The following is a 23,204-nucleotide window of genomic DNA, read 5'->3' as shown; positions in this document are numbered from 1 at the left end:
GCCATCGTGCCTTGTGTCCTTCCGTGAGATTCCTAGACAGTTCTCACTGACCATCGCACGATGGCTCACCACGTTCACGACGTGACACTCGGCGCCCGAGATCTACACCACTCCACGGGACGCGGCCGCAGATCGAGCCTTGAGCTCGATGGCTGCCGGAGGGCACAACTTGGCCTAACCCGACCTCTTTTAAATAGGGATGATCAAGACTCCCTCAAGATCGTGACAAGCTCTCACGTTCAGAACCCGGCGACGGATACGTTGAGGTGGGTTGCATACGCCGTTTCGGCGCCGCAATCAGCAGTTCCGGCCCTGCCGTTGAGCAGCGCGGGTTCAAACGCTGAGCAAGTCGGTGGGTGAAGCCGCATCTTTCTTGAGTAATCCTCGACTTGGTTCGCGTTGTCTGGGTTCATGCCCGAAAACCCGAATACCACGCCGTCGCGCAGCGGTCGCAACCCGTAGGCGGCCGTCATGTCATCCGCGGACCCGACCGTGGCTCTGGCGCACGATTACCTCACCCAACGTGGGGGCGCGGAACGCGTCGCGCTGTCGCTGACGCATGCTTTTCCGCACACCGTGCTGCACACCACGCTCTATGAACAGACCTCGACCTTTCCCGAGTTCTCCAAGGTCGACGTCGAAGCCTTACCGATCAACAGGATGTCGGTTCTACGCCACCACCATCGCCTCGCGCTGCCCATGCTGGCGTCTGCGGTGGGGGAGCATCCGATCGACGCCGACGTGCTCCTGACGAGCTCCAGCGGATGGGCACACGGATTTCCCACCAAGGGACGCAAGGTTGTCTACTGCCACGCTCCGGCGCGCTGGCTGTACCAGACCGATCGGTACGCGGGCTCCGAGCACGGCGCGACGATGCGGTCCCGCGGCATCGACGCCGCCATTCGCCTGCTCGGTCCCGGACTGCGCGAGTGGGATCAGCGGGCCGCACACTCGGCGAGTCGCTACATCGTGAACTCGACGGTGGTCAAGCAGGCTGTCGCCGACGCCTACGGCATCGAGGCGGAGGTGATCCCGCCCCCGCCGGCTACGTTCACCCCAGGCGGTGAGACGCAGGCCCTGCCCGGCGTCGAGACGCCGTTCATGCTGTGCGTAGCGCGGCTGCTGCCCTATAAGAACGTCGACCGCGTCATCGAAGCGGTCGGTCAGCTGCCCGGTGTCTCGCTCATCATCGTCGGCGACGGCCCCGAACGGGCCCGGCTCGCTGCGCTTGCGGCACGGGTCGGCGGCACTGTTCTCGCCGGTCGCGTCAGCGATGCTCAGCTGCGGTGGCTCTACGAGAACTGCGAGGGCCTCGTGGCTGCCTCTTACGAGGACTTCGGGCTCTCCCCGCTGGAGGCGGCCGGATTCGGCAAGCCCACCGCGGCTCTCCGCGGCGGCGGATACCTCGACACGGTCGTTCCGAGCCGCACCGGGGTGTTCTTCGAGTACGCGGACGAGACCGCTATCGCGGGCGGGATTGAGCAGCTGCTGCGGGCCTCGTGGGATGCCGACGGCATCCGCGAACACGCTCGAGCGTTCTCCGAGCAGCGGTTCATCGAGCGGATCCGTGCCGTGGTCGCCGAAGAGCTCGAGCGCTGCTGACGGAGCGCGTGCCCGTCCCGTGATGCGCGCACCCTGCTGACGGAGCGCAATATCGCAGGCATCCGGTGACGGATGGCGCGTGCCCGGTACCGTGGTCTGCGTGCGCCGTTCGCTGGGGTGGAGCGCGGCTTTCGCCGTCGCCTTCCTCGTGCTGTATGCGCTCGCCGTGCTGACGCCGTGGGGCCTTATGGTCGACGGCCACAGCCTCGGTCAGCCGTACGCTGCCGTGCGATCCTTCTCGGTGCTCAGGTGGGCGTGCCCGGCGGCTGCAGGTGCCGCCGCTGCCATCTCGGTCGTCGTCGCCCTGGTACGAAAGCGATGGGCCGACACGCTGGTGTGCCTGCTCGCCGCCGGTGCCGTCATCCTCGCCAGCGGATGGCTCCGGGATGACGTGCTGGCACGCTTGTCGTCCGCGGTCGCACACGGCGCCAACTCGTACCCGAGCCGGCACGTGGTCATCACCTGCGCCATCGCGCTCATCGTGCTCCGGCTGTGGCCCTGGGCGAAGGGGCGTCGCGTCGTCGACGCCCTCGCGATCGCCGCCGTCGTCATCGACGCGGTCGCTTCGGTCGCGACATACTCGCACCGGGCGAGCGACACGATCGGTGCGGTGCTGCTGGTGGGCGTGCTCGCGCCGGTGTATGCGCGGGGACGCTTCCCCGGCCTGCGTGACGCGGTGCTGCGGCGACCTCCGACCCTGGTCGTGGCGGCCGCCGTGTGGCTGTGCGCCCTGGCGGTGGCAGCGCTCGCCGACGGCGTGGTCGCCACGACCGGTTACCTTGTGCTGATCGCGCTGGGCACCGGCGCGCTGACCTTGGTGCTGGGGAGAGCGGTCAGTACGCGCCGTGCCGCTTGAGCACCGCGTGCGGTGTGCGCAGGACGATCTTGAGGTCGTACAGCACCGACCAGTTCTCCACATACCGCAGGTCGAGTTGCACGCTCTCATCCCAGGAGAGGTCGCTGCGTCCGCCGATCTGCCACGGGCCAGTGATGCCCGGGCGGATGTATAGCCGGCGGTGCACACTTCCCGCGTAGGTACTGACCTCTTCGGGCAGCGGCGGCCGTGGCCCGACGACGCTCATGTCGCCGATCAGCACGTTCCAGAACTGCGGCAGTTCATCGAGTGAGAACTTGCGCAGCAAGGCACCGACCGCGGTCACACGCGGATCGTCCCGCAGCTTGAACAGCGGACCCGACCCCTCGTTGCGCGTGTGCAATGCGGCGCGCTGAGAGTGCGCATCCGCGATCATCGACCGGAACTTGTACATGCGGAACCGCTCGCCGTTGCGGCCGACGCGGTCCTGGCTGAAGAAGACCGGACCGGGCGTGTCGAGCTTGATCGCGAGCGCGATGAACGGGGCGATGATGGCGATGCCGGCCAGCGCGACGGCCGAGATCAGGATGTCCATGAGCCGCTTGGCCACGTAGCGCCCGCCCTCGAAGGTGGGGATCTCAACCTGGATCAGTGGCAGCCCCTCGATGGGCTTCAGCGCCATCCGCGGGCCGGCGACGTTGGCGAGCGGGCTCGAGAGCACGAGTTCGGCTGCGGTGCCCTCCAGTTGCCAGGAGAGCCGCTTGACGTACTCGGGGTCGTCAGGGCGGGTACTTGCCACGACGACCGCGTCGCATTCGAGCTGCTGGGCGATCGACGCCGCGCTGTCGAAGCCGTTGTACGACGCGACCGGGCGTCCGTCGATCAGCAGCGGTGTGTCATCCACCGTTGTCTCGTCGAGCACGACCCCGACGACCTGGTACCCCGTTGAGCCTCCGTCGCGCAGAGCGTCGGACACATAGGCGACATCGCGCCGCGTGCCGACGACAAGCGCCCGCGACAGGTAATCGCCGTCCGCACGTCGGCTCACCAGCCAACGGCGGCACGCCCAGCGGCCGGCGAGCAGGCCGATTGTGCCAAGCGGCAGCGCGATAAGCAGCTGCGTGCGGATGCCCTGCGACTGCATGATGACGAAGCCGATCGCCGCGACACCGAAGGCGACAGCCGTCGCATTGATCACGCGCCGGTACTCCGCGGTGCCTTGGCCGATGACCTTCTGGGCCCTGCTCTGGAACCAGGCGAGCGAGAACAGCCACAGCCCGCTCATGAGGAGCGCCACACGCAGGTACTGCAAGGGGGCTGTCTTGATGTCGGCGATGCGCAGGTCGGCGATGAGGGCGATCTGAATCCACGCCGCAAGCGCCACGGAGGCGAGAACGACGACGAGGTCGACCACGACAAGGCGACGGTGGTAGGCCCGCTGCCAGCGGTCGCGACGGGCGAGGGCGGGGGCGGTCCTCGGCGGGACGTGCCGCCGAATTCGAACTGCTGCGGCCGGGGCCGGAGAAGGCACCAGGCCATGCGCCTGGGCCGTCATCGGTGACTCCGTTCGGGCACGGAAGACACCGGAGACGCGTTACACATTGCGTGCTCCTGCTATTCGGGTACCGCGCCTCGGGTAGACGCGAACGAGGGAGCACAAGAATCCGACCGAGAATTCGGGTTCAGGTCAACAGCGCAAGCAAATTCATGAACTGCCTCGTGCGGCCCAGCCTAGGTTCGGCGTGGAGTTGCGGTAAGTGCCCAAACCGGGGGCCGCATGGCAAGCGGCGGTCTCGCCGATAGGCTGTGCGAATGGAGGCCGCGGGCGGGCAATCGACGGAGCGCGCGAACATCCCGCTCACGGCGCGACTCGCTCTCGCCAGGGCAGCCGTGCAGGTGATCGCCGACGACGCAGGTGCCGACCTGCTGCACATCAAGGGCGACGCGGTAGACACGCGGCTTCGCCCCAAAGTCGTGCTCGGAACCGATGTCGACGCCCTCGTACGTCCCGCCCACGTCCTTACGATGCACGAAGCGCTTCTCGCGCACGGCTGGCAGGTGTTCAGCACGTTCGACCTCGGATCGCCGTTCGGCCACGCGCAGACCTACGCGCACGACACGTGGGGATTCTTCGATCTGCACCGCCGGTTCCCCGGCATTCGCCGTGCCGCCGATGACGCGTTCGACCTGTTGTGGCGGGAGCGTCGAGCGCAGGAGCTGCGCGGTGCTCGCGGCTGGGTGCCCTCGATTCACATGCAGGCGACCCTGCTCGTGCTGAACGACGCACGGGATGCCTCGCTGCACGAGGATCCGGTCGTCGCGTGGATCACCAATCCCGGTCTCGATCCGGACGAGATCGCCTCATGCGTCGCCCAGCTGGGCGCGCAGACGGCGTTCGCCGCCGCCACGGGCACACTCGAGAGTCGACGCGGGGCCGCAGACTATCCGTTGTGGCGGGCGGTCTCGCAGGGCGGGACCCGGACCGCGGAGTGGTGGGGGCGCATACGCGCATCCGAGACCAGGGGCGACGCCGCTCGACTGGCCAAGCGTGCGCTGCAGGTCAACGTCGAGCAGCTGCGGCATGATCTCGGGCACGAGCCGAGCAGAGGCGACATCGTTCGGGCGTTCCTGTCCCGGCAACTGCTCGGCGCCAAAGAGATCATCGGCCGTTTCGCGGCGAGGAGCCCGCGATGATGCGCCTGCGGGTCGCCGAGGGCGTCGGTGTGATCGAGGAGGGCGATGCGGTCTATGCAGGCCGGCTGCCGGACGGACCTATTCTCGCCTTCGAAGGCACAGCAGGCATCATCTGGCTGAAGGCACTCGACGGGCCGAGAGGCGACATCGCGGAGCGGGTCGCGGAGGATGTGGATGCCGTTGCTGCAGACATCCGCGACGAGGTGGAGCGCTTCGTGGACGAGCTGATCGAACTCGGCCTTTTGGTACCAGCCGAAGCGCGGTGATACTAGAGGCAATCGGAGCACGCGGGGGAGGCCACGCCAATGCTTTCTTCAGCGTGGTTCGCGCGCCTCACCGAATGGTGGGCGAACACATGGCGTTGGGTGCTTATGGCGCTCGGCGCTGTGATCGCCACCTACATCGTGCTGCAGCAGCACTCGACGCAGGGGGCCTACACCGCGTTCGCGGTGGCGGCGGTCGTGGTGGCGGCGTCGCTGATGCCGCGCGTGCCGCTCGCCGTGGCGCTCATGGCGATGCCGCTGATGCTCGTCACCGAGCGCGCCGGCTTCGGCGGGACGGATCTTTCCGTCTCCGACGTCGCACTCGCTGCCGCGTTCGGCACGGTCATCCTTCTGGGCAAGCGCCCATACAGCGCCCCGCTGCGTTGGATGCTCTGGCTGAACTTCGTCTACCAGTTCGCCACCCTGTTCACGGTGATCCTCGTCCCGTTCGCGGCGAACACCATCGAGTGGTTCCACGCCTGGCTGCTTGTCTCCGGGGCACTGGTCGTCGGGTGGGCGCTCGGGCGGGCCGGATACGCGCGCCTCGCTCTGCTGCTGATCGTGGCGGGCTCGGCCGTCATCGCCGTCGGCACCATTGCCGCCGGCGTACTGCAGTACGCGCACGGGAACCTCGGCCCCGTCTACCCGTCGTGGCCGTTCCCGATGCAGAAGAACTTCGCCGGCACGACGCTCGCGTTCGCTGCGGTGATCGCCTATGTGAACCCGGTGTGGATGGAGTGGTCGAAGCGGTGGGCGCGTTTCTCCTTCTGGCTGTTCTGCATCGGCATCGTGATGACGCAGTCACGGCAGGCGATCATCGGCCTGATCGTCGCGATCGTGTTCATTGCCATGCGCAAGGGCAGCGGCGGCCACTCCCGATTCGTGCTCGTGCTGATCATTCCGGGAATCTGGATCGTGGTGGCGATGGTTCTCGGCCAGCTCAGCTCCGACAACCAGTTCAACTCGACACACCAGCGGATCGACTGGCTGCGCCAGATGTACGCCTGGTTCAAGCTGTCCCCCGTTGTCGGGCACGGTCTGCGCTTCTGGTACCAGGGAGGGTGGGCGAACTTCCAGCCGCCACAGGCAGAGGTCGAGGTGGTGACCGAATCCGGAATCGTCGGGCTGGCGGCCTTCGTAGTGATGTGGGTGGGCATGCTTGTCGTGCTGTGGCGGGTGAACCCGCTGTACGGGATGCTCGCGTTTGCTGTCACGCTCAGCCGCATCGTTCAGGCTCAGTTCGATCTCTTTTGGGTCGCTAGCTCCGTGTCTGTGCCGTTTGTCATCGCTGGCATCTGCCTCGGCGCGGAGGCTCTCGCGCGTGAACGCTCGCCTGGCGCGCCGACCCACCGCTCGATGCCTCTCATGGGGCACCTGATCACAGTTGCTGGGAAGTGACGGTGCGTACCCTCAAAGCCTCGGCACGGGTTGCGTATGATCATCGGAACGATCGACGCACCACGGCGCCGTCGTTCCGGCCTGTGATCGGGACAGACCAAAACGGCTGGGAGAGCCCATGGAACTGCGAGACTACCTGCGCGGACTGCGCCGCCATTGGCTTGCCATCGTCCTGCTCATCGTCGTCGGCACCGGGGCCGCGTACGGCTGGGTGAAGCTGCAGACGCCGGTGTACCAGGCGACCGCCAGTGGCTTCGTCAAGTCGAAGCAAACGGCCGACCAGAAGAACCTCAACATCACTGGCGACCCGGCGGCGACGGCGGAGATTCCGAACTATCTGAGCATGGCGGGCTGGCGAGACGTCGCCCAGTACGTCATCCAAGACCTCCGCCTCAACACCACGCCGCAGCAGCTGATCAACCAGGTGACGGTGACGAATCCGCCGAACACGGTGGTTCTCCAGATCACGGCTCAAGCCTCAACGCCGCAGGCAGCGCGGGCGATCGCCGAAGCGTGGGTGCAGGGCCTCGTGCACACCATCGACAAGTACGTCGGCAACGGAACGCCCGGCTCCGCGCCGGTCTCCGTCGTGCTCGCGGACTCGGCTGCGCTGCCCAGTGCGCCGATTTTTCCCGACCTGAAGACCTCGCTCTTGGTGGGCGCGTTGCTCGGGCTGGGATTCGGCGTCGCGTTCGCTCTCATGCGCACGGCATCCGACCGGCGGGTTCGCGGCGCTCCCGACCTCGAGAAGCGCACCGGCGTCGCGGTTGTGGGCACCATTCCGTACGCGAAGCAGACCGGCGACGACGGCATCTACGACAGCAACGCGCGCAAGGGACAGGGCTTCGCCGTGGCCGAGGCGTTGCGCACCCTCCGCACGAACCTGCAGTTCATGGACGTGGACAATCCGCCGCGCATCATCGTGATCACCAGCCCGCTGCCGGGCGACGGCAAGTCGATCGTGGCGTGCAACCTGGCCGTGGCGCTCGCGCTCAGCGGGGTCAGGGTGACGCTCGTGGATGGCGACCTGCGGCGGTCGCGCGTCGCCAAAGTGCTTGGTGTCTCGGCGAGCGCCGGACTCAGTGATGTGCTTGCCGGGCGCGCCGAGCTCGGTGACGTGCTGCAGCGCACGGGGCAGTCAACGAATCTGCTCGCGCTTGCCGCGGGCACGGTTCCGCCCAATCCCAGCGAGGTGCTCGGTTCGGCGCGCATGAAGACTTTGCTGCGCGACCTCGCCAGCAGCTCGATCGTCATCGTGGACTCGCCGCCTCTGCTCCCTGTGACGGACGGCGCCGTGCTCGCACACCAGGGCGACGGCGCGCTGATCGTGGTCTCCCACGGCAAGACGAACTACGACGTCGTTGAGAAGTCGCTCGACACGCTCCGCAAGGCGCGCGGCAGAGCGCTCGGCATCGTTCTCAACAAGGTGCCGCTCAGGGGAATCGATTCGACTCCCTACTCGCGGTACGAATACGGTCAGAGAGCGAGCGAGTCGGAGCCGCGTGCCATGCCGCCGCAGCCTGTGCCGTTCGCCGACGACCAGGAGATGCTGAGCGATCTCGACCGGCTTGTGAGCACACCGGGCGAGGACATGCCGGCACCGGCGGATGAGAAGCACGACGCCGTTCGTCGTCGCCGTCGCGGCTGATCGATCGATGGCGCTCGCCGACGTCAGCTCCAGTGCAGGAGTCCGGCGCGCCCGAGCTCTTCTGCGACCGACGCGACCACCGCGTCCGGGTCATCGAGTTCGGGCGGGACGGGATGCTCTCGAAGCACCGCCCGCGTCAGCTGCTCCATCGAGGCGCCGGTAGCGGCCTGCCATAGGGTCGGGGCGATGCCGTCGAGCACCGTTATCGTCTGCTCATGCATCACTACGAGTCGATCATCGACGAGGAGCGCGTCCGTGTATGGCGCGCGGACCCAGCTTGATGACGCGACCCCGCTCACCGGTACCGGTGCGACGCTGCGCACATCCGGTTTCGGCCGGCTGGGGTCGAGCATCAGTTCGTGGAGGGCGTCCGGCAACGTCATCGCCTCCGAGTAGGTCAGACGCAGCGCCCCGCCGGTGGCGAGAATCATCCTCGCAAGAGCGTGCAGAGGCTCGTGGAGGGCGGAGAGGTAGCTCGACTCCCTGGCGAGCTCGACCATCGCTTCGACTATGGGCACGTGCACGACCGACGGGGGACCGGCCGTTTCGCGGCGATCGAGGAGAACGAGGCGGGCGAGCCGCAGAGGCGTCTCGTCGAGCGGGCGGAGGCCGAGAGACGAGGCAGGATGCGCTTGCTTCACCTCCGGACGCCGACCGAGCAGGAGCGGCTTCGGGTACGGGGTGACCGAACCATCACCGGTGATCATGAGCGTCTCGTCGGTCACGTAGGCGTGCGTCCGTGCCAGCACCGTCATGGCGGTGGTCTTTCCCCGTCCAGAAGGTCCGACGAAGCCGATGACTCCGCCGTCGTCGAGTGCGATGGCGCCAGCGTGGAGCATGACGGCACGTCCGCTCATACGCTCGAGGGCCGCGAGGGTGAGCAGCGAGGCCATCCGCTCGCCCAGGCTCTCCTCCGGCTCCACGGTGATGCTCACGTCGGCTTCCGCAGGGTCGGTGTCCGTGTCGGGCACCAACGCGACCAGCAGATCGTGCGGGTTGCCATCGGCGATCTGGAGGTCTCGCCATGTATCAATGACTTCAGCAGTGACCTCCGGCGTAACCGAATCGGCTACCAGGACGCGTGCGACGACATCCATCAAGCGCACCGTGAATCCGCGAGTCATGCGAAGGAGACTACCGGGCGTCCGGCCGCGTGCGGACGGGCTCGGGCACCCGAACTGGGGACACCTCACGAGGTCCCACTAGGCGCTTCGCCTTGCGACTGGCGACTCCGTGCTCGTAGAGTTGAGCGAATCTCATGCGTCGCCAAAGGCTCTCGGACACAGGTAGCGGAACTGTCGATGCACAACTGAACACACAGCACTTCGACGTTCAGGAAAGGTACGCGAAATGAGTGACCAGGAAAAGGCCGGCGAGCCAACCGGCATCAGTCGCCGAACGGTGACGAAAGCGGCCGTGTGGGCCGTGCCAGCAATTGCAGTGGCGACTGCTATCCCGATCGCCTCCGCATCCCAGCCGGTAACGGCCACGCAGACGGGTTCCGGGTGCAAGACGCCCGGCAACTCCTGTAAGGCCCCGTACGACAAGGGTTACATCGCGACGCTGCAGATTTGTGCCACGCTGCCTGCCAGCGCGACTCAGCCCATCACGTTCACTCTGCCCTCATCGGCGCAGATGACCGTGTGCACCCAGGGTGGAGGCTGCTCGTCGCAGACCGTGAACATCGCTCCGACGACGTTCTCGATCACCAGCAAGGGCTGCCAGACGGTCTCCGTCGACTTCTTCAACAACGGGTCGAGCCCCAACTTATCGATCGCGGGCACGCTGAACTTCAGCTGGACCTGGCAGGGTCAGAGCGGCTCTGGAACCGTTCAGATCGACATCACCAACACGAATCCCTGCCCGAAGTGCCCGTAATCCCCGTCTGTGCCAAGGGTGGCCGCGCCATTTCGGCGCTGCCGCCGTTCGGTCTCGGCGCTCGAGCGCAGCCGTGCCTGCTCCGGGCCGTCAGTCGTCGCGCAGCGAACTGACCAGAGACATATAGCGTTGCGCCACGTCGCGCCAACCGTGCATCTCGACGGACCGACGAGCCGAGACCCGCTGGCTCTCGCGCCTCCCGCCACGGAGCGCATCGATGGCGGTCGCAACGGCGTCCGGGTCAGGTTCCACTAGATGGCCGTTCACACCCTGCTCGACGAGGTCCGGAGCGCTACCGACCGGGGTTGCAATCACCGGAACCCCGCACGCGAGGGCTTCCGGAAGCACGAGCGCGCTGGCCTCGTACGCACTGAGCAGCGCGAGAGCGTCGACGGCGTGAAGAGCCGTGCGCACGTCCCGCTGGGGCCCGGCGAAGATCACCCGATCCCTGAGATCGCTTCCGGCGACACCGGCATGCGCGGCGTGCTCGCGGGCGCCCGCGATCATCCGCTCGCTCCCGCCGGCCACGAGCAGCCGCACGTCGACCTCGGTGCGACCGAGCGCGTCTATGAGGATCGGAAGGCCCTTGCGGTCGAACTCGTTGCCGACGAAGAGCACGACGTAAGCGTCGAGCGGGATGCCGAAGTCTGCTCGCGCAGCCCTGCATTCTTCTGCCGACGAGGGGCGGAAGCGCTCCAGGTCGACGCCGTTTCCGGCCACGGTAATCGGAGCGCGTACGCGACCGTACTCGGCAACGAGAAGGTTCGCCTCCGAACGCGAGAGCGCCACGATCGCCCGGTGGGTCCGCCCGCGATAGCGCATCCGGTCTCGCACTGCGATGAACAGATGAAGAGGATTGCGCAGCATCCGCAGGGCGTAGTGTCCGCGCGCCTTCATGGCAGCGGGGAGGATGCCGTGATTCACGTACACATCGCCGGCCAGCACGTCGTTGTGGCAGATCGACACCGCGTCCGGCCGCTCGGCGAGGAACCTCCTCGCACGGGCGGTTCCGACCGTGCTGAACCACACGACATCCCAGGCAAGCCGCAGCCGTGAGCGGGAAGGGGGCGTCGGCTTGCCGCGCGCATCCGCCAGGGTGAAGCGCTCGACGCGAGCGCCGGTGGCCCGGAACTCTCGCTCGAGCGCATACGCCACCATGCCGACACCGGTGCCCGGGCCGATCTCGGGCGCGATCTGAACGATGTGCAATGGTTCGGTCACGAGGACGCTCCCGGCGATCTCGATGGCGCAGCGCCGTCACGTTCAGCGGCAACACGTTCGGCGAGTGCCAGATAACGGCGGGCGATGCTCTCCCACGAATACGGGAGGGCGCTTTCGCGCGCATTCGCTCGCCAGACGGCCAGATCTGCAGCGGCCAGGGTCTCCATCCGGTCAGCGATCGTGGGCGCGTCGCGCGGCACGAGATAGCCGTTGTAACCGTCTCGCACAGCTTGCCCGGCCACGCCGACCGGAGTCGCGATCACGGGCAGGCCGCTGGCCAGCGCCTCCAGGTACACGAGGCCGCTCGACTCGTAGACGCTGGGCATGACGAACATGTCGGATGCCGCCAGGAATCCGGAGACATCGCCTTGCTCTCCCGCGAAGAACACGCGCTCGCTGACACCGTGCCGCTCGGCGAGCCCACGTGCATCGTGAAGGTGCCGTTCGTCGCCACCGACGACGAGAAGCAAGACGGTCGGCGCCCCGGCGAGCGCGGCGATGGTGACCGGCAGGCCCTTGCGATCGAACTCGTGCCCGATGAAGAGGGCGACACGGGCCTCGTCGTCCAGATTGAATCGTGCGCGCGCGGCCCGGCGCTCCTCGGCGGTAGGAAGCCGGAACTTCTCGAGGTCGACTCCATTGGAGATCACCTCGATGCGAGGTCGCACCTTGCCATACGTGGCCCGAAGCGTGTCGGCCTCGCCGTCGGTCAGCGTCACCACAGCGCGATGGACGGCCCCGCGATAGCGTCGACGATCGCGCAGATACGTGTAGACGTGCGTCGGATCGCGAAGGTAGCGCAGCCACGAGTTGCCTCGCGCCTTCATCGCCGCGTAGAGGACTCCGTGGTTCACGTAGATGTCGCCCGTCATCACGTCGTTGTGGCAGATGGACACCGCGTCCGGTCGTTCCGCCAGGTAACGCTTCGTGAAACGGGTTCCCTGGGTGCTGAACGACAGGATGCGTTGGGCCTGCGCCAGGCGTGCCGTGCGCCACCCGCGCACGCGGACGCTGCGGCGCCCGGCGGCCGTCATCGGGTACGTCACGTTCTCGACCGCGACCCCGAGCTTGCGCAACTCCCGATCCAGGTTCCAGGCCACCCCTGCAACACCGCTGCCCGGGCCGATGAACGGCACGATCTGCACGATGCGCATGTGGCTCTCCAGGACGGTTGTGATCACGATATCCGCCGTGAGGATGCCCGCGCATCGTTGTTCGCGAGGTACAGATCCGCACTCCGACCCCAGAACGGGTCGGACAGGAATGTTCACTTCCCGCGTTGCCTATCATTGCCGTGGAACTCGACGATCATTGCTGTCTCGAACAGAGGCCGTGCGGGGCAGGAAAGGCAGGACGATGGCGTCGAGCTACGAAGCGGTGGCGTCGGAGGGACGCGCAGGCGCTGTGAGGCGGCGCTGGGTCTCCGCTGCGCTGTGGGCGTTGGCGGGAATCGCTGCCGCGATCCTGGTCGTCGCCGAGTGGCGTTCGGCGGCGGCGTCCGGCGTGGGCACCGACCTGGGCTACTTTCTCGAAGCCGCGCGTCGCGTCATCCATCAGGAGTCCATCTACGGGGCCTCCGGTTACGTCTACTCGCCGCTGATCGCCTGGATTCTCGCGCTGTTTGCTACCTCCTCCGCCATATCGACGTGGTGGGCCGGCGTGGTCCTGGCAGGGTGCGTCATCACCATCGTCGCGATGATGATCGTGTTGTGGCGCGTCATCGAGAGTTGGCAGCGCCCGCTGCTCGCTCTTGTCATGGTCGTGACGATGCTCGGTGACGCCGTGCTTGATACCGAACTGAAGCTTGGCCAGGTCGACACCATCGTGCTTGCGGTTGTCGCGGTTTCCTTGCTCCTGCAGCGTGCAAGGCTTCCTGTCGTCTCGGGCGCGGTGCTCGCGCTCGCCGCGATCATCAAGACGTGGCCGATCCTCTTCGCGCTGTGGCTGCTACGGAAGGGCGCCGACGGTCGCTGGCGGGCCGTTGCCGGCTTCGCAGGAGCGGTGTTGATCTTCCTCGTGATCGTTCTGCTGGTGGATGGGCCGCACGGGTACACGAGCTGGTTCGGCAGAACGCAGTCGATGAGCAGTCAGCACTTCGCCGTTTGGTCGGCACTCGGGGTGGGTCGCGAGTTGTTCACCGTGACCGGCGACTTCATACCGATCGCCAACCTTCCCGCTCTTGCCACAGCGATCGGCCTCGGCCTCGGCGCGTATGTCGTTCTGGTTCTTGCGCTCGTGCTCTGGCGCCCGGGCGACGCGATCCTCTCGCTGTGGAACGTCGTGATGGCGTGCGTACTGCTGCTTCCCGTGTCTCACTTGCAGTACTTTCTGCTGTTCGTTCCGCTTTTGTGGGTGTGGGCGGCGTATGCAATCCGCGATCGGTGGCGTGGGCCGGCGCTCGTCGCGGTGATTGCGATGGCGGCGCGTTGGGTCATGCCCTATCTGGTAGACGTCGCGCCCGTCGACAGCCGATGGAAGTACCTCGTCATCATGGCGGTCAACCTGATCGCGCTCGGCGTGTCCGCGGTCTGCGCGTCGCGGTATGTCCAACGCTCCGTCAGATCGCTCGCCATCGACTGAACGGCCAGATGATCGCGACGACCTTGCCGACGATCTCGTCGCTTTTCGCCCATCTGAAGCATGCGGTGTCTCCAACAGGGGCACCCCTGCAGCCGAAGGCGGAGTCCGACGAGTTGCCGCGGTTGTCGCCCAAGACCAGGTAGGAGTTCTTCGGGACGGTGACGGGTCCGAAGCAGCGCGTGGATCGAGGCTTCGACGAGCAGTCCAGCATTCCGGGTTCGAAGGGAAGGTTGTTCGACACGTACGGTTCGTCGAGCGGATGCCCGTCGACGACCACCTGACCCTTCGCTGAGCAGCAGGCGACGGTCTGCCCCGGACCGGCGATCACCCGCTTGACCAGAGTGTGCGTGCCGGTCGGACCGAATCCGGTCACCTCACCGATCCAACGCAGCGCTGCCTTCAGCGGGTTCTCCGCCGGCTGGGCGCCCCAGGTCGAGTCGGCGTCGAACACCACCACATCGCCCGTGTGCGGCACGGTGCCGAGGTAGGCCAGGCGGTAGACCAGAACGTCGTCTCCCGGCTGCAGCGTGTTCTCCATCGAGCCGCTCGGCACGGCGTACGGCTTGGCGACGAATGCGAGGATGAGGCCGAACACCACGAACGCCAGAATCAGCTGGAACCACGCGCTCGACAGGAACCGGCGCCAGCCCACCCGGCCGCGACCCTGCGCCATTGTCGAGGGATGCTCGGTCACCGTCTCACCGTAGCCGACCGCCGGATGCCCGGCCGGAATGGCATTAATGTGTCGCCATGGAGGATCGAAGCACGTGAACCGGCTGGCGATCGCGACTGCGGCCACCTCGGTGCCGATGGGGGCGCAGGTGTACGAGCGAGAGATCTCGGCGCGCGCATCCGCCGCGCTGGACGAGACCGGACACGAGTGGGCGGTCGAACAGGTCGTCGCTCGTTCCCTCAGGTCCGACCTGGACGGCACGGTGCGCATCCCTGCCGGCCTGCTGGAACGCGGTGGGCGCGGCGTGCGTGCCGCCGTCGGGCGGTGGGTCTACCCGAAGGGTGCGCTAGTTCATCGCATGGGTCTCACGTTGCCTCCGGCAGCGCGTGAGGTGATCACCCTGCACGACGTGGTCGCCTGGCGCTTTCCCGACGAGGGCACGCCCATCGCGTCGGCGGCCGAGGAGATGCGCAGAGCCGCCGCTGTGATCTGCGTGTCCGAAGCAACGGCCGCGGACGCCGTCGAGATGTTCGGCCTGGAGAACGTGCGCGTCATCTACGAGGGCGTCGACGACAGATTCCGGCGCGCGCTTCCCTTGGACGCATCCGCTCGCCACGCCCTCGGGCTGGAAGGTCCGTACATCCTCCATGCCGGAGGGGCGAGCGAACGGAAGAACCTTCCGGCGCTCGCGGATGCCTGGGCGCGCATCGCCGGGAGCCATCCCGGTGTCACGCTCGCGCTCTCGGGGCCACCTCATCCGCGCCGGACAGAGCTCTTCGGGGCGCTCCCGCGCGTCTCATTGCTGGGGCGGGTGGATGCGGCGCTCGTTCCTGGCCTCATCGCCAGCGCCGAGGCCGTGGTGGTTCCGTCGCTGCATGAAGGATTCGGCCTGCCAGTGTTGGAAGCGATGGCGGCCGGAACCGTCGTCGTCGCGGCCGACACGAGCTCACTTCCGGAAGTGGCCGGCGGAGCCGCGCTGCTGGTGCCCCCTGACGGCCCCGGAATCGCCGAGGGTCTTACCGCTGTTCTGGGCGGTCAGGTGGACACGCACGATCTCGTCGAGCGCGGCCGTCTCAGGTCTGCGGAATTCACCTGGGAACGCTGTGCTGCCGAGCACGCGACCGTGTGGAACGACGCCGCGGCCTAGTCGCGGCGTCGCGATGAGGCGACCCGTTCGTAGATCTCCTCGTAGGCGTTGGCCACGCGATCCCAGGTGAAGTCGGTAACCCGCGCTGATCCCGCCGCCGCGAGCGATTCGCGTTCGGCAGAGCTGCCCACGAGCCTGCGCAGGGCGGATGCGAGTTGCTCCTCGTTCTCCGGGTCCGCCAGCAGTCCGTCCTCGCCGTCATGGACGAACTCGGGCGGGCCGCCGTTCGTTGTCGCCACGACCGGTGTGCCGGCGCGCCAGAACTCGAGCACGGCGATGCCGAACGCCTCGAACCGGCTCGGCACGACCCCGACCAGGGCTTCGCGCTGCACGTTCAGCACGCGAGGTCGCCCCAGCCAGCCGGGCAGCACCAGACGATCGCCGACGCCCAGATCTTGAGCGAGAGCGCGCAAGCTGTCGAGCTCGGGCCCACCGCCTCCGATCACGAGCAGAACATCGCGCGGCAGATCCGCTCGCGCGAACGCCCGCACGAGCAGGTCGAAGCCCTTGACCCGCTGAACCCGCCCGATGGCGGCGATGTACCGTGCGTGTATCTCCGGCTTCGTGTCGCCAGCCGCTTCGTCGAGATCGATGCCATTGAAGACGACCACCCCGCGGCCCTGCTGCAGGCCGAAGCGGGCGACGAGGTCGTCGATCGCCACCAGCGAGCATCCGGTAACGGCTGCTGCCTCGGCAAGCCCTCGGCGCAGACTGCCGACGGCCAGACGCGACCGGCTGAAGACCGCGTTGTCGTCGGCGAGCGTCTCGCCGTGCGTCGAAACGATGAGCGGCGTATGGGTGAGGCCGGCGAGCGCCCTCGAGTACGTGCCGTTCGGGCCGAAGCACTGCACGTGGATGACGTCGGGACGGTGCGCCCGGAACGCTTTGCGCCACTGGAGCGCGGCACGCGGGAGCCGGAGAGCGAAGTGCAGCATCGAGCGGAATGAGCGAGCCGGGAGCGGTGCGGGCAGATCCCAGACGGCTATTCCGTCCAGGTCGCGGACTCCGTGACCGCCTTCGCGGTCGATCGTCCAGACGACGACGTCGTGCCCGCGCTCGCGGAGCGTTCTGGCAACGTTCCGCACGTGCTCTTCCACGCCGCCGACGTGCGGCGCGTACGAACTGGTAGCCAGCGCGATCCTCATCGAGAGCAGCCTAGATTCACCTTGGGCGGCCTGTGGTCCACTCCCGTGCGCCATGGCACAATGTACCGACGAGGGGACGGACCATGCGCATCAATGCATACGTGATGGCTGCGGACCCTTGGTGGATCGAGGAGAGCGTCGGAAGCTACTACGACCTCGTGGATCGTATCGTCGTGACCTACGACGCCGACGGGTTGTCGTGGACCGGCTCGCCTCTTCCCATCGACGAGGCAGTTCGAAGGCTGAAGGCGATCGACAGCCAGGGAAAGTGCGAATTCGTCTCCGGACGCTTCTCACGCATCCATGAGGATCCGCTGGAGTGCGACACCCAGCAGCGCCGCGTCTCGCTGGAGGCGGCATCGGAGAACGCGGACTGGGTGATCCAGCTCGATACGGATGAGGTGCTGCTCGATCCGGCACGCTTCGCCGAGGCGATCGAGACAGCCGATCAGCGAGGGGCGCGTGGCCTCGAGTATCCCGCGCGCTACCTATACACGCGCAGCTCGAAAGGGGTGTTTCTCGAGGCGACCCGGTCGTTCTGGCGCCGCCGCGCCTCGTACCCGGGACCCGTCGCCGTGCGCGCCGGATCAAGCCTGGTGCACTGCCGGCAGATGGCGGGAGACGCGCTCTACCGAATCGACATCGCCCCGAACAACACCGACCCCGCGCATCCTGCCGACGCGGTCGTGCAGGAGGTCATTCCTCCGGAACATGCCATTCTGCACTTCAGCTGGGTGCGCAGCACGGAAGCGATGGATGCGAAGGCTGCCGGCTCCGGTCATACCGAGATGTACACGCGGCAGCTGCGCGCATGGAGGTGGCGCTCACGCCACCCCATCCTGACGACCCTCGGCCCGGGGCTCGGACCGTACAGAGCCTGGTACAAACCCTTGCGGCTGCCCGAGGAGCTGCAGCACTGGCAAGGCGAGACTGATGAGCGGTGAGGCGGTACCCGTGACCGACGAGTCGAACCCACCCGATTCGGGGCGAACTCTGTCCGCGGCCGTCGTGATACCCACCTACAATCGGCCCGACCGGCTCCGAAGCTGTCTGGCGCATTTGGAGAGTCAGACGCTGAAGCCGGAGCGTGTCGTGGTCGTGGACAGCTCCACGGATGATCGCACCGCCCAGCTCGTGCAGCCGATGTCCGAGGTGACCTATGTTCGCAATCCGCTTGGTCGTGGTCATACCGCTGAGTCGCGAGCCATCGGATCCTCGCTGTGCCGAGAGGACATCATCGCGTTCCTTGACGATGACGCTGATGCCCGGGAGGACTGGCTCGAGCATCTCGTCGCCGCCTTCCACGACGAGACGGTAGGCGGAGTCGGGGGCTGTGCGCTCAATGGCATCAAGGGCGAGCGCGAACAAGGACTGGGTGCAGTAGGCCGTCTGCTGCCCGACGGGCGCTTCACGGGCAACTTCGCCGCCGACACCGGTCGCGACGTCGACGTGGACCACCTGCTGGGTGCGAACATGGCGTATCGGCGGGCCGCGATCGAGAGGATCGGAGGCATCCACGGCGGCTATCCCGGAACCTGTATGCGGGAAGAGAGCGACATCGCGCTGCGGGTGCGCCGAGCAGGATATCGACTCGTCTACACACCCACCGCCGTAGTGGATCATCGTCCCGGCACGTACGCGAAAGGCAGCCGTTTCGACAAGCGATACGTGTACTTCGCGAATCGCAACTCGATTGTGCTCTTCGGTCGCATCTACGGGCTCGGTTCACCGATCTCACGTCGTTTCCTGTACACGCAGTTGCGAGAGGTAGGACTCCAGGCTCGTGCCGGCATGCACGCACTCGTGCGCAACCATGCGGCCAAACCCTCGAAGCGGGTGCGCGGCTTCCTGGGCCGGGCCGCCAATGCGGGTGCGGTGCTGGCAGGCATCGCCGCGGGGGTCCCGGCCGCCATGCGGTGGCGGCGCATGGACCGCAAGAACGTGCGAGCAGACGGCTGATCGCTGGAGACAGCACTCCTGTTTCGCCCGGTCCGCGCCCCGACAGCTGAATTCGTGGGCCCCTTTTTGTGGGGGGGTGGAGTGTCACTGACCGAGGGCTAGCCTGTGGGCGACGGGAGTACTGATGCCGCGACTTTCGGTTCTGATGCCGGTGCGCAACGCCGAAGCGCTGGTCGGGCATGCCGTGCGATCGAGCCTTCGCTCGATGCCCCGGGACGCCGAGCTCGTAGTGTGGGACGACGCATCCACCGACGACACGATCGGGGCCGTGGATGCGATCGGTGACCGGCGCATCCGTATTCTCCGCTCCGACGTGGCGCTCGGCCCTGGCGGTGCGATGCGCGAACTGTGCGAGCGCACCGACAGCGAACTCGTGGCGCGTATGGATGCTGACGACGTCTCGCTGCCCTGGCGGTTCGCCGTGCAGCCGGCGACCCTGAAAAGCACGGAGTGGGACATCCTCTTCGCGCCAGTGGTGAGATTCGAGAGCGGCTCCGCTCACGTGCGGCTCTCTGCGCCGGTCTCGATTCCGCCGACAATGGTCCCGTTGCACCTTGCCGTCATGTGCACGCTGATGCAGCCGACGATGCTCGCGCGACGAACCGCGTTGGTCGCGGCGGGTGGGTACCGGGACGTTCGGGCATCCGATTACGACCTCTGGCTGCGAGCCGCCGCCGCAGGTGTGCAGATGGGACGGTCCTCACTGGCGATGGTCGCGTATCGCCGTCATCCCGGGCAGTTCTCGTTCGTGCCGGGCTACATCAGCGCCCAGGCGACACCGACGTTCGTGGAGGCGTACCGCGAGTTCGCACGGCATGTGCTCGGCATCGAGACGGCCTGGACGGCTGGGTCTCCCGTGGAGTCCGTCGAGCAGCAGCGTTCGCTGAACGACATCCGGCAGGTGCTCGAACGCGAGGCGGACCATGCCGGAGCGCTGCAGGGGCGCCTCCTGCGGCGCACGATGCGTCACCTGCCCACGGGGCGCAGCGACTACGCCACGGTGTAGGTGAAGTCGGTCAGCACCATACCGCCGGCGGTGGCCTCCTCCGACGCCATCTCCGGGTAGGGGAGGTCGGGCAGGATTTCGAAGGTGGTGGCGCCCTCCCATGCGTCGAGGATGCCCGCACGGCAAAGGTAGACATCCACCGAGTACCGGCCAGGGCGAAGCCAGAGATCGTCGATTGAAAGCGTCAGCGTCTGCGGTTGCGAGGGATCGAGCCAGACACCGTGTACCCGGGAGTCGCACTGCGCGAGCGTCACGCCGTTCGCGTCGTTGACATGGGCCGAGACGAAGTAGGGTTGCCCGCCGGCGTCGTTGTCGCCGATCTCGATCTCGACCGTCTTGGTGTCCGCGACCTGGAATGTGGCCTCGGTCGCCACCGACCTTGCGCGCAGTTCCCCGGTTCCTGGACGACGAGACGCCTCGACCTGCTCGGCCGCGTGGTCGTCGAACGACTCGCGGTAGCGCGCCATGGCGCTGTTCACGTCGCCGTGGAAGACGAGCTCGCCCGCCTGCAGGAACATGGCCGAGGTGCACAGGTTGAGCACAGTCTGCATCTGGTGGCTCACGTAGAGCACGGTGCGACCGTCGGCGGCGGCGTCCCGCATTTTCGCCAGCGACTTGCGCTGAAACTCCGCATCCCCGACCGCGAGCACCTCGTCGATGGCGAGAATCTCCGTGTCGAGGTGCGCGGCAACGGCGAACGCGAGCCGCACGTACATGCCAGACGAGTAACGCTTCACCTGTGTGTCGAGGAATCTCTCCACTCCAGCGAACTCCACGATCTCGTCGAACCGTCGCACGATTTCGCGCCGGCGCATGCCGAGCAGGGTGCCGTTGAGGAAGATGTTCTCGCGCCCGGTCAGCTCGGGATGGAAACCCGTTCCCACTTCGAGCAGGCTCCCCACCCGCCCGTTCAGCTCGATACGCCCGGTGGTGGGAGCGGTGATGCGGGTGAGCAGTTTGAGCAGCGTGGATTTTCCCGCTCCGTTGCGGCCGATGATGCCGACCGCCTCACCCTGCGGGATTTCGAAGTCGAGGGCGTGCAGTGCGTCGAACCGCTCGGACGCCGATCGGCGGAACGGATGCCTGGCGAATTCGACTAGCGCTTCGCTCGCCCGATTCGCCGAGCGATGGGAGATGCGGTATGTCTTGGAGACGTTCGTTGCGGTGATCGCGGTAGGTTGCATGTTCATCGTGCCGCCTAGATCAGATCCGCGAAGGTGCGCTCGTAGCGCTGGAACACCACGAGGCCGAGAAAGAAGACGACGACCGCGACCGCCAATGACCCGGCGAGCTGCCACAGCGGCGGCATCGCCGTTCCCAGGACGGACCAGCGGAAGCCGTCGAGCATCCATGCCAGCGGGTTCGCGAGAAACAACGGTCGCAGCGTAGCCGGGACCGAGCTCGTGGCGTACGCGATCGGCGTGGCGTAGAGAGCGATCTGCAGCACCCACGGGAGCACGTACTGCACGTCGCGGTACTTCACCGTCAACGCCGATGCTGCCAGCCCGATTCCCATGGCGGTGAGGCCGACGATGGCGACCCAGACCGGTATGAGGAGGACCGGCCAGCCCGGGTTCACGCGGAACGCGAAGAGAAGAACGATGCCAAGCACGAGGCCGACCGCGAAGTCGAGTATCACGGAAAGGGCCGTCGACAGCGGCACCATGGCACGCGGGAAGAAGACCTTCGACACCAGGGCCTGATTGGCGACGAGCGACGATGCCGATCTGGAGAGGATGTTCGAGAACACCGTCCAGATGAGCATGCTCATGAAGGAGAACAGGAAGTACGGTACGCCGTCGCTGGAGAGCTTGGCGACCGCTCCGAAGATGATCGAGAATATGCCGGCGGAGGCGAGCGGCTGGAGAAGCACCCAGGCGACGCCGACGAATGTCTGCCGATAGCGCAGCACGACGTCGCGCTGCCCGAAGCGCAGGGCGACCTCGCGGGCTTCCCAGAGCTCGCGCCACGAGGGAAGGGCCAGCCTGCCTGGCGGAGTGATGACGGTCGGGCGCACGGGCTTGATCGTACCCGTAGCGCGGTCAGTGTCGGCGTACCTCCGCGACCACGCGGCGCATTGCGTCGGCACGCTCGTCCCATCCGGCGACGGGAACATCCGTGCCCGCGGGAAACCGAGAGGGTGAGGGGACGAGAGCGGAGATCGCAGCCGCGAACTCGGGTCCCGCAGCCAACGTCACCCGCGCGTCGTGCGCATCCCGGAACCCGGCGACGGGAGTGGCGACGACCGGCCGCCCGACAGCTGCGTACTCGTAGAGCTTGATCGGGTCGAGGCTCTCCGTGAACGGCGTGACGACGTGGGGAACGATGAGCACATCCGCGTGCTGCAGGTAGCCGATCACGTCGTCGTGCGGCCGTGACCCGAGGATGACTACGCCAGCCGACTCGAGCCGCACCGTGTCGCCCGCGCTCAGAGCGTTGGGTCCGATGAGCACGAGAGTGCCGCGCCCGTGCAGCGCCGACGCGGTGGCCTCGCAGAGCGCGACATCCAGCCGGTCGGTGTGAAGAGTGCCGACGTAGACCGCGGCGCCGTCCGGGAGGTCAGCAGGCCTTGGCTTCGGAACGCGGTACGTGTCGACGTCTACCGCGTTCGGGATGAGCTGGATCGGTCCTGGCCGGAGGACGGCTTTGCGGCGTACGAGCTCTGGGGAGCATGCGACGACGGCAGCGGCGTTGGCGAGAAGCCATCCTTCGTCGCGTCGCAGGCGCTCCAGCTCGGCGGGAGCGCGGTCGGCAGCCAGCCAGTCGTCGGTGATGTCGTACAGTGTCGGCCAGCCGGTGCGCTCCGCAAGCGGGGCGGCGCCCGGGTCGTTGAGCCACAGAACGGGGTCGCGCATGCCTGCTGCGGCGGTGGCGCGCTGCACGGTGCGCGCGAGCCGCTCATCCGTGCGCTTGTCGAGGCGTCGAGGGAGCAGCTTGACGGCGCGGAACCGTAGGAGGCGTCCGTCATACCCGGGAACGGTCTGCGGCGCTACGCCGCCACGCGGCCGGCGCCGCGAGAACATGTCGTGCAGCGGGTCAGCTGCGGGCTCCACGAAGAGCACGCGCAGATCCGGGTCCGCTTGCAGCATCCGCGAGACAAGGTGCTGATTGCGTCGCCACACGTCGTCCCATGCTTCCAGCGACACGACGATGAGGTCCACCGGGCAAGAGTACGA

At 67.1% G+C, this 23,204-nt stretch carries 22 protein-coding genes; 12 read left to right on the top strand and 10 right to left on the bottom strand.

The window, feature by feature from the left end:
- Positions 1–239: 239 nt before the first annotated feature.
- Positions 240–473 carry a hypothetical protein gene (locus tag ACYVII_RS16080; protein WP_460536915.1) on the bottom strand — a complete coding sequence of 78 codons (234 nt, stop codon included), beginning with the start codon at positions 471–473 and terminating at the stop codon, positions 240–242.
- Here ACYVII_RS16080 and ACYVII_RS16075 point away from each other — a divergent pair.
- Together ACYVII_RS16075 and ACYVII_RS16070 are read left to right on the top strand one after the other, a co-directional pair.
- Positions 472–1,602, top strand: coding sequence for a glycosyltransferase family protein (locus tag ACYVII_RS16075; protein WP_460536913.1), 1,131 nt, complete (start codon positions 472–474; stop codon positions 1,600–1,602). The two genes, ACYVII_RS16080 and ACYVII_RS16075, sit on opposite strands and share 2 nt — an antisense overlap.
- Positions 1,603–1,702: 100 nt before the next feature.
- Entirely contained in the window at positions 1,703–2,458 is a 756-nt protein-coding gene (locus ACYVII_RS16070; protein ID WP_460536910.1) for a hypothetical protein, read from the top strand.
- On the opposite strand, the gene ACYVII_RS16065 is transcribed toward ACYVII_RS16070, so the two are convergent.
- Positions 2,436–3,830, bottom strand: coding sequence for a sugar transferase (locus ACYVII_RS16065; protein ID WP_460536908.1), 1,395 nt, complete (start codon positions 3,828–3,830; stop codon positions 2,436–2,438). The two genes, ACYVII_RS16070 and ACYVII_RS16065, sit on opposite strands and share 23 nt — an antisense overlap.
- A gap of 398 nt (positions 3,831–4,228) precedes the next feature.
- Here ACYVII_RS16065 and ACYVII_RS16060 point away from each other — a divergent pair, with 398 nt between their 5' ends.
- The 4 genes from ACYVII_RS16060 (at position 4,229) to ACYVII_RS16045 (ending at position 8,419) form a co-directional block, all read left to right on the top strand.
- Positions 4,229–5,110, top strand: coding sequence for a nucleotidyltransferase family protein (locus ACYVII_RS16060; RefSeq protein ID WP_460536906.1), 882 nt, complete (start codon positions 4,229–4,231; stop codon positions 5,108–5,110).
- Positions 5,107–5,376 carry a PqqD family protein gene (locus ACYVII_RS16055; protein ID WP_460536904.1) on the top strand — a complete coding sequence of 90 codons (270 nt, stop codon included), beginning with the start codon at positions 5,107–5,109 and terminating at the stop codon, positions 5,374–5,376. The genes ACYVII_RS16060 and ACYVII_RS16055 overlap by 4 nt, the downstream gene beginning before the upstream one ends.
- A 39-nt stretch (positions 5,377–5,415) precedes the next feature.
- Positions 5,416–6,771 (top strand): O-antigen ligase family protein, encoded by a 1,356-nt coding sequence (locus ACYVII_RS16050; protein ID WP_460536902.1) that lies wholly within the window; start codon positions 5,416–5,418, stop codon positions 6,769–6,771.
- A gap of 118 nt (positions 6,772–6,889) precedes the next feature.
- A complete protein-coding gene (locus tag ACYVII_RS16045; RefSeq protein WP_460536899.1) occupies positions 6,890–8,419 on the top strand; it encodes a tyrosine-protein kinase domain-containing protein in 1,530 nt (509 codons plus the stop codon).
- A 23-nt stretch (positions 8,420–8,442) separates the two neighbouring features.
- On the opposite strand, the gene ACYVII_RS16040 is transcribed toward ACYVII_RS16045, so the two are convergent.
- A complete protein-coding gene (locus ACYVII_RS16040; RefSeq protein ID WP_460536897.1) occupies positions 8,443–9,543 on the bottom strand; it encodes a P-loop NTPase family protein in 1,101 nt (366 codons plus the stop codon).
- A gap of 226 nt (positions 9,544–9,769) precedes the next feature.
- Here ACYVII_RS16040 and ACYVII_RS16035 point away from each other — a divergent pair, with 226 nt between their 5' ends.
- Positions 9,770–10,297 (top strand): hypothetical protein, encoded by a 528-nt coding sequence (locus ACYVII_RS16035; protein WP_460536894.1) that lies wholly within the window; start codon positions 9,770–9,772, stop codon positions 10,295–10,297.
- A gap of 90 nt (positions 10,298–10,387) precedes the next feature.
- Here the strand turns inward: ACYVII_RS16035 and ACYVII_RS16030 are convergent, their stop codons facing one another.
- Positions 10,388–11,518 (bottom strand): glycosyltransferase family 4 protein, encoded by a 1,131-nt coding sequence (locus ACYVII_RS16030; RefSeq protein WP_460536892.1) that lies wholly within the window; start codon positions 11,516–11,518, stop codon positions 10,388–10,390.
- Positions 11,515–12,699, bottom strand: a complete 1,185-nt coding sequence (locus ACYVII_RS16025; RefSeq protein ID WP_460536890.1) for a glycosyltransferase family 4 protein — start codon at positions 12,697–12,699, stop codon at positions 11,515–11,517. The genes ACYVII_RS16030 and ACYVII_RS16025 overlap by 4 nt, the downstream gene beginning before the upstream one ends.
- Positions 12,700–12,874: 175 nt before the next feature.
- Here ACYVII_RS16025 and ACYVII_RS16020 point away from each other — a divergent pair, with 175 nt between their 5' ends.
- Positions 12,875–14,098, top strand: a complete 1,224-nt coding sequence (locus ACYVII_RS16020; protein WP_460536888.1) for a glycosyltransferase family 87 protein — start codon at positions 12,875–12,877, stop codon at positions 14,096–14,098.
- Here the strand turns inward: ACYVII_RS16020 and lepB are convergent.
- Positions 14,076–14,792 (bottom strand): signal peptidase I, encoded by a 717-nt coding sequence (gene lepB / locus ACYVII_RS16015; RefSeq protein ID WP_460536886.1) that lies wholly within the window; start codon positions 14,790–14,792, stop codon positions 14,076–14,078. The two genes, ACYVII_RS16020 and lepB, sit on opposite strands and share 23 nt — an antisense overlap.
- Before the next feature lie 73 nt (positions 14,793–14,865).
- Between lepB and ACYVII_RS16010 the strand changes: the two genes are divergently transcribed.
- A complete protein-coding gene (locus ACYVII_RS16010; protein ID WP_460536884.1) occupies positions 14,866–15,918 on the top strand; it encodes a glycosyltransferase family 4 protein in 1,053 nt (350 codons plus the stop codon).
- On the opposite strand, the gene ACYVII_RS16005 is transcribed toward ACYVII_RS16010, so the two are convergent.
- Positions 15,915–17,063: a glycosyltransferase family 4 protein gene (locus tag ACYVII_RS16005; protein WP_460536882.1), complete on the bottom strand. Its 1,149-nt coding sequence runs from the start codon at positions 17,061–17,063 to the stop codon at positions 15,915–15,917. The genes ACYVII_RS16010 and ACYVII_RS16005 overlap by 4 nt on opposite strands.
- A gap of 83 nt (positions 17,064–17,146) precedes the next feature.
- Between ACYVII_RS16005 and ACYVII_RS16000 the strand changes: the two genes are divergently transcribed.
- From ACYVII_RS16000 to ACYVII_RS15990, 3 genes are all read left to right on the top strand, one after another.
- Entirely contained in the window at positions 17,147–18,007 is an 861-nt protein-coding gene (locus ACYVII_RS16000) for a hypothetical protein (protein ID WP_460536880.1), read from the top strand.
- Positions 17,997–19,022: a glycosyltransferase family 2 protein gene (locus ACYVII_RS15995; RefSeq protein WP_460536878.1), complete on the top strand. Its 1,026-nt coding sequence runs from the start codon at positions 17,997–17,999 to the stop codon at positions 19,020–19,022. Before ACYVII_RS16000 ends, ACYVII_RS15995 begins: the two co-directional genes overlap by 11 nt.
- A 124-nt stretch (positions 19,023–19,146) precedes the next feature.
- Complete coding sequence (locus ACYVII_RS15990; protein ID WP_460536876.1) at positions 19,147–20,028, top strand: glycosyltransferase family 2 protein; 882 nt, start codon at positions 19,147–19,149, stop codon at positions 20,026–20,028.
- On the opposite strand, the gene ACYVII_RS15985 is transcribed toward ACYVII_RS15990, so the two are convergent.
- From ACYVII_RS15985 to ACYVII_RS15975, 3 genes are read right to left on the bottom strand one after another with little or no spacing between them, the layout of a single operon-like run.
- Entirely contained in the window at positions 20,013–21,218 is a 1,206-nt protein-coding gene (locus ACYVII_RS15985; protein WP_460536874.1) for an ABC transporter ATP-binding protein, read from the bottom strand. The genes ACYVII_RS15990 and ACYVII_RS15985 overlap by 16 nt on opposite strands.
- Before the next feature lie 8 nt (positions 21,219–21,226).
- Positions 21,227–22,045, bottom strand: coding sequence for an ABC transporter permease (locus ACYVII_RS15980; RefSeq protein ID WP_460536872.1), 819 nt, complete (start codon positions 22,043–22,045; stop codon positions 21,227–21,229).
- A gap of 25 nt (positions 22,046–22,070) precedes the next feature.
- Entirely contained in the window at positions 22,071–23,189 is a 1,119-nt protein-coding gene (locus ACYVII_RS15975; RefSeq protein ID WP_460536870.1) for a glycosyltransferase family protein, read from the bottom strand.
- Positions 23,190–23,204: the final 15 nt, after the last annotated feature.

The sequence above is a fragment of the Humibacter ginsengiterrae genome (assembly GCF_054780115.1).
The sequence above is the reverse complement of the archived record's forward strand: the minus strand, read 5'-3'. Positions and strand labels throughout refer to the sequence as shown.

What these genes read in the sequence shown, in the direction of transcription:
- ACYVII_RS16075 (WP_460536913.1), top strand. Translation starts at nt 472, where the DNA reads ATGTCATCCGCGGACCCGACCGTGGCTCTGGCGCACGATTACCTCACC.
- ACYVII_RS16080 (WP_460536915.1), bottom strand. Translation starts at nt 473, where the DNA reads ATGACGGCCGCCTACGGGTTGCGACCGCTGCGCGACGGCGTGGTATTC.
- ACYVII_RS16060 (WP_460536906.1), top strand. Translation starts at nt 4,229, where the DNA reads ATGGAGGCCGCGGGCGGGCAATCGACGGAGCGCGCGAACATCCCGCTC.
- ACYVII_RS16055 (WP_460536904.1), top strand. Translation starts at nt 5,107, where the DNA reads ATGATGCGCCTGCGGGTCGCCGAGGGCGTCGGTGTGATCGAGGAGGGC.
- ACYVII_RS16050 (WP_460536902.1), top strand. Translation starts at nt 5,416, where the DNA reads ATGCTTTCTTCAGCGTGGTTCGCGCGCCTCACCGAATGGTGGGCGAAC.
- ACYVII_RS16045 (WP_460536899.1), top strand. Translation starts at nt 6,890, where the DNA reads ATGGAACTGCGAGACTACCTGCGCGGACTGCGCCGCCATTGGCTTGCC.
- ACYVII_RS16040 (WP_460536897.1), bottom strand. Translation starts at nt 9,543, where the DNA reads ATGACTCGCGGATTCACGGTGCGCTTGATGGATGTCGTCGCACGCGTC.
- ACYVII_RS16035 (WP_460536894.1), top strand. Translation starts at nt 9,770, where the DNA reads ATGAGTGACCAGGAAAAGGCCGGCGAGCCAACCGGCATCAGTCGCCGA.
- ACYVII_RS16020 (WP_460536888.1), top strand. Translation starts at nt 12,875, where the DNA reads ATGGCGTCGAGCTACGAAGCGGTGGCGTCGGAGGGACGCGCAGGCGCT.
- ACYVII_RS16005 (WP_460536882.1), bottom strand. Translation starts at nt 17,063, where the DNA reads ATGAGGATCGCGCTGGCTACCAGTTCGTACGCGCCGCACGTCGGCGGC.
- ACYVII_RS16000 (WP_460536880.1), top strand. Translation starts at nt 17,147, where the DNA reads ATGCGCATCAATGCATACGTGATGGCTGCGGACCCTTGGTGGATCGAG.
- ACYVII_RS15995 (WP_460536878.1), top strand. Translation starts at nt 17,997, where the DNA reads ATGAGCGGTGAGGCGGTACCCGTGACCGACGAGTCGAACCCACCCGAT.
- ACYVII_RS15990 (WP_460536876.1), top strand. Translation starts at nt 19,147, where the DNA reads ATGCCGCGACTTTCGGTTCTGATGCCGGTGCGCAACGCCGAAGCGCTG.
- ACYVII_RS15985 (WP_460536874.1), bottom strand. Translation starts at nt 21,218, where the DNA reads ATGAACATGCAACCTACCGCGATCACCGCAACGAACGTCTCCAAGACA.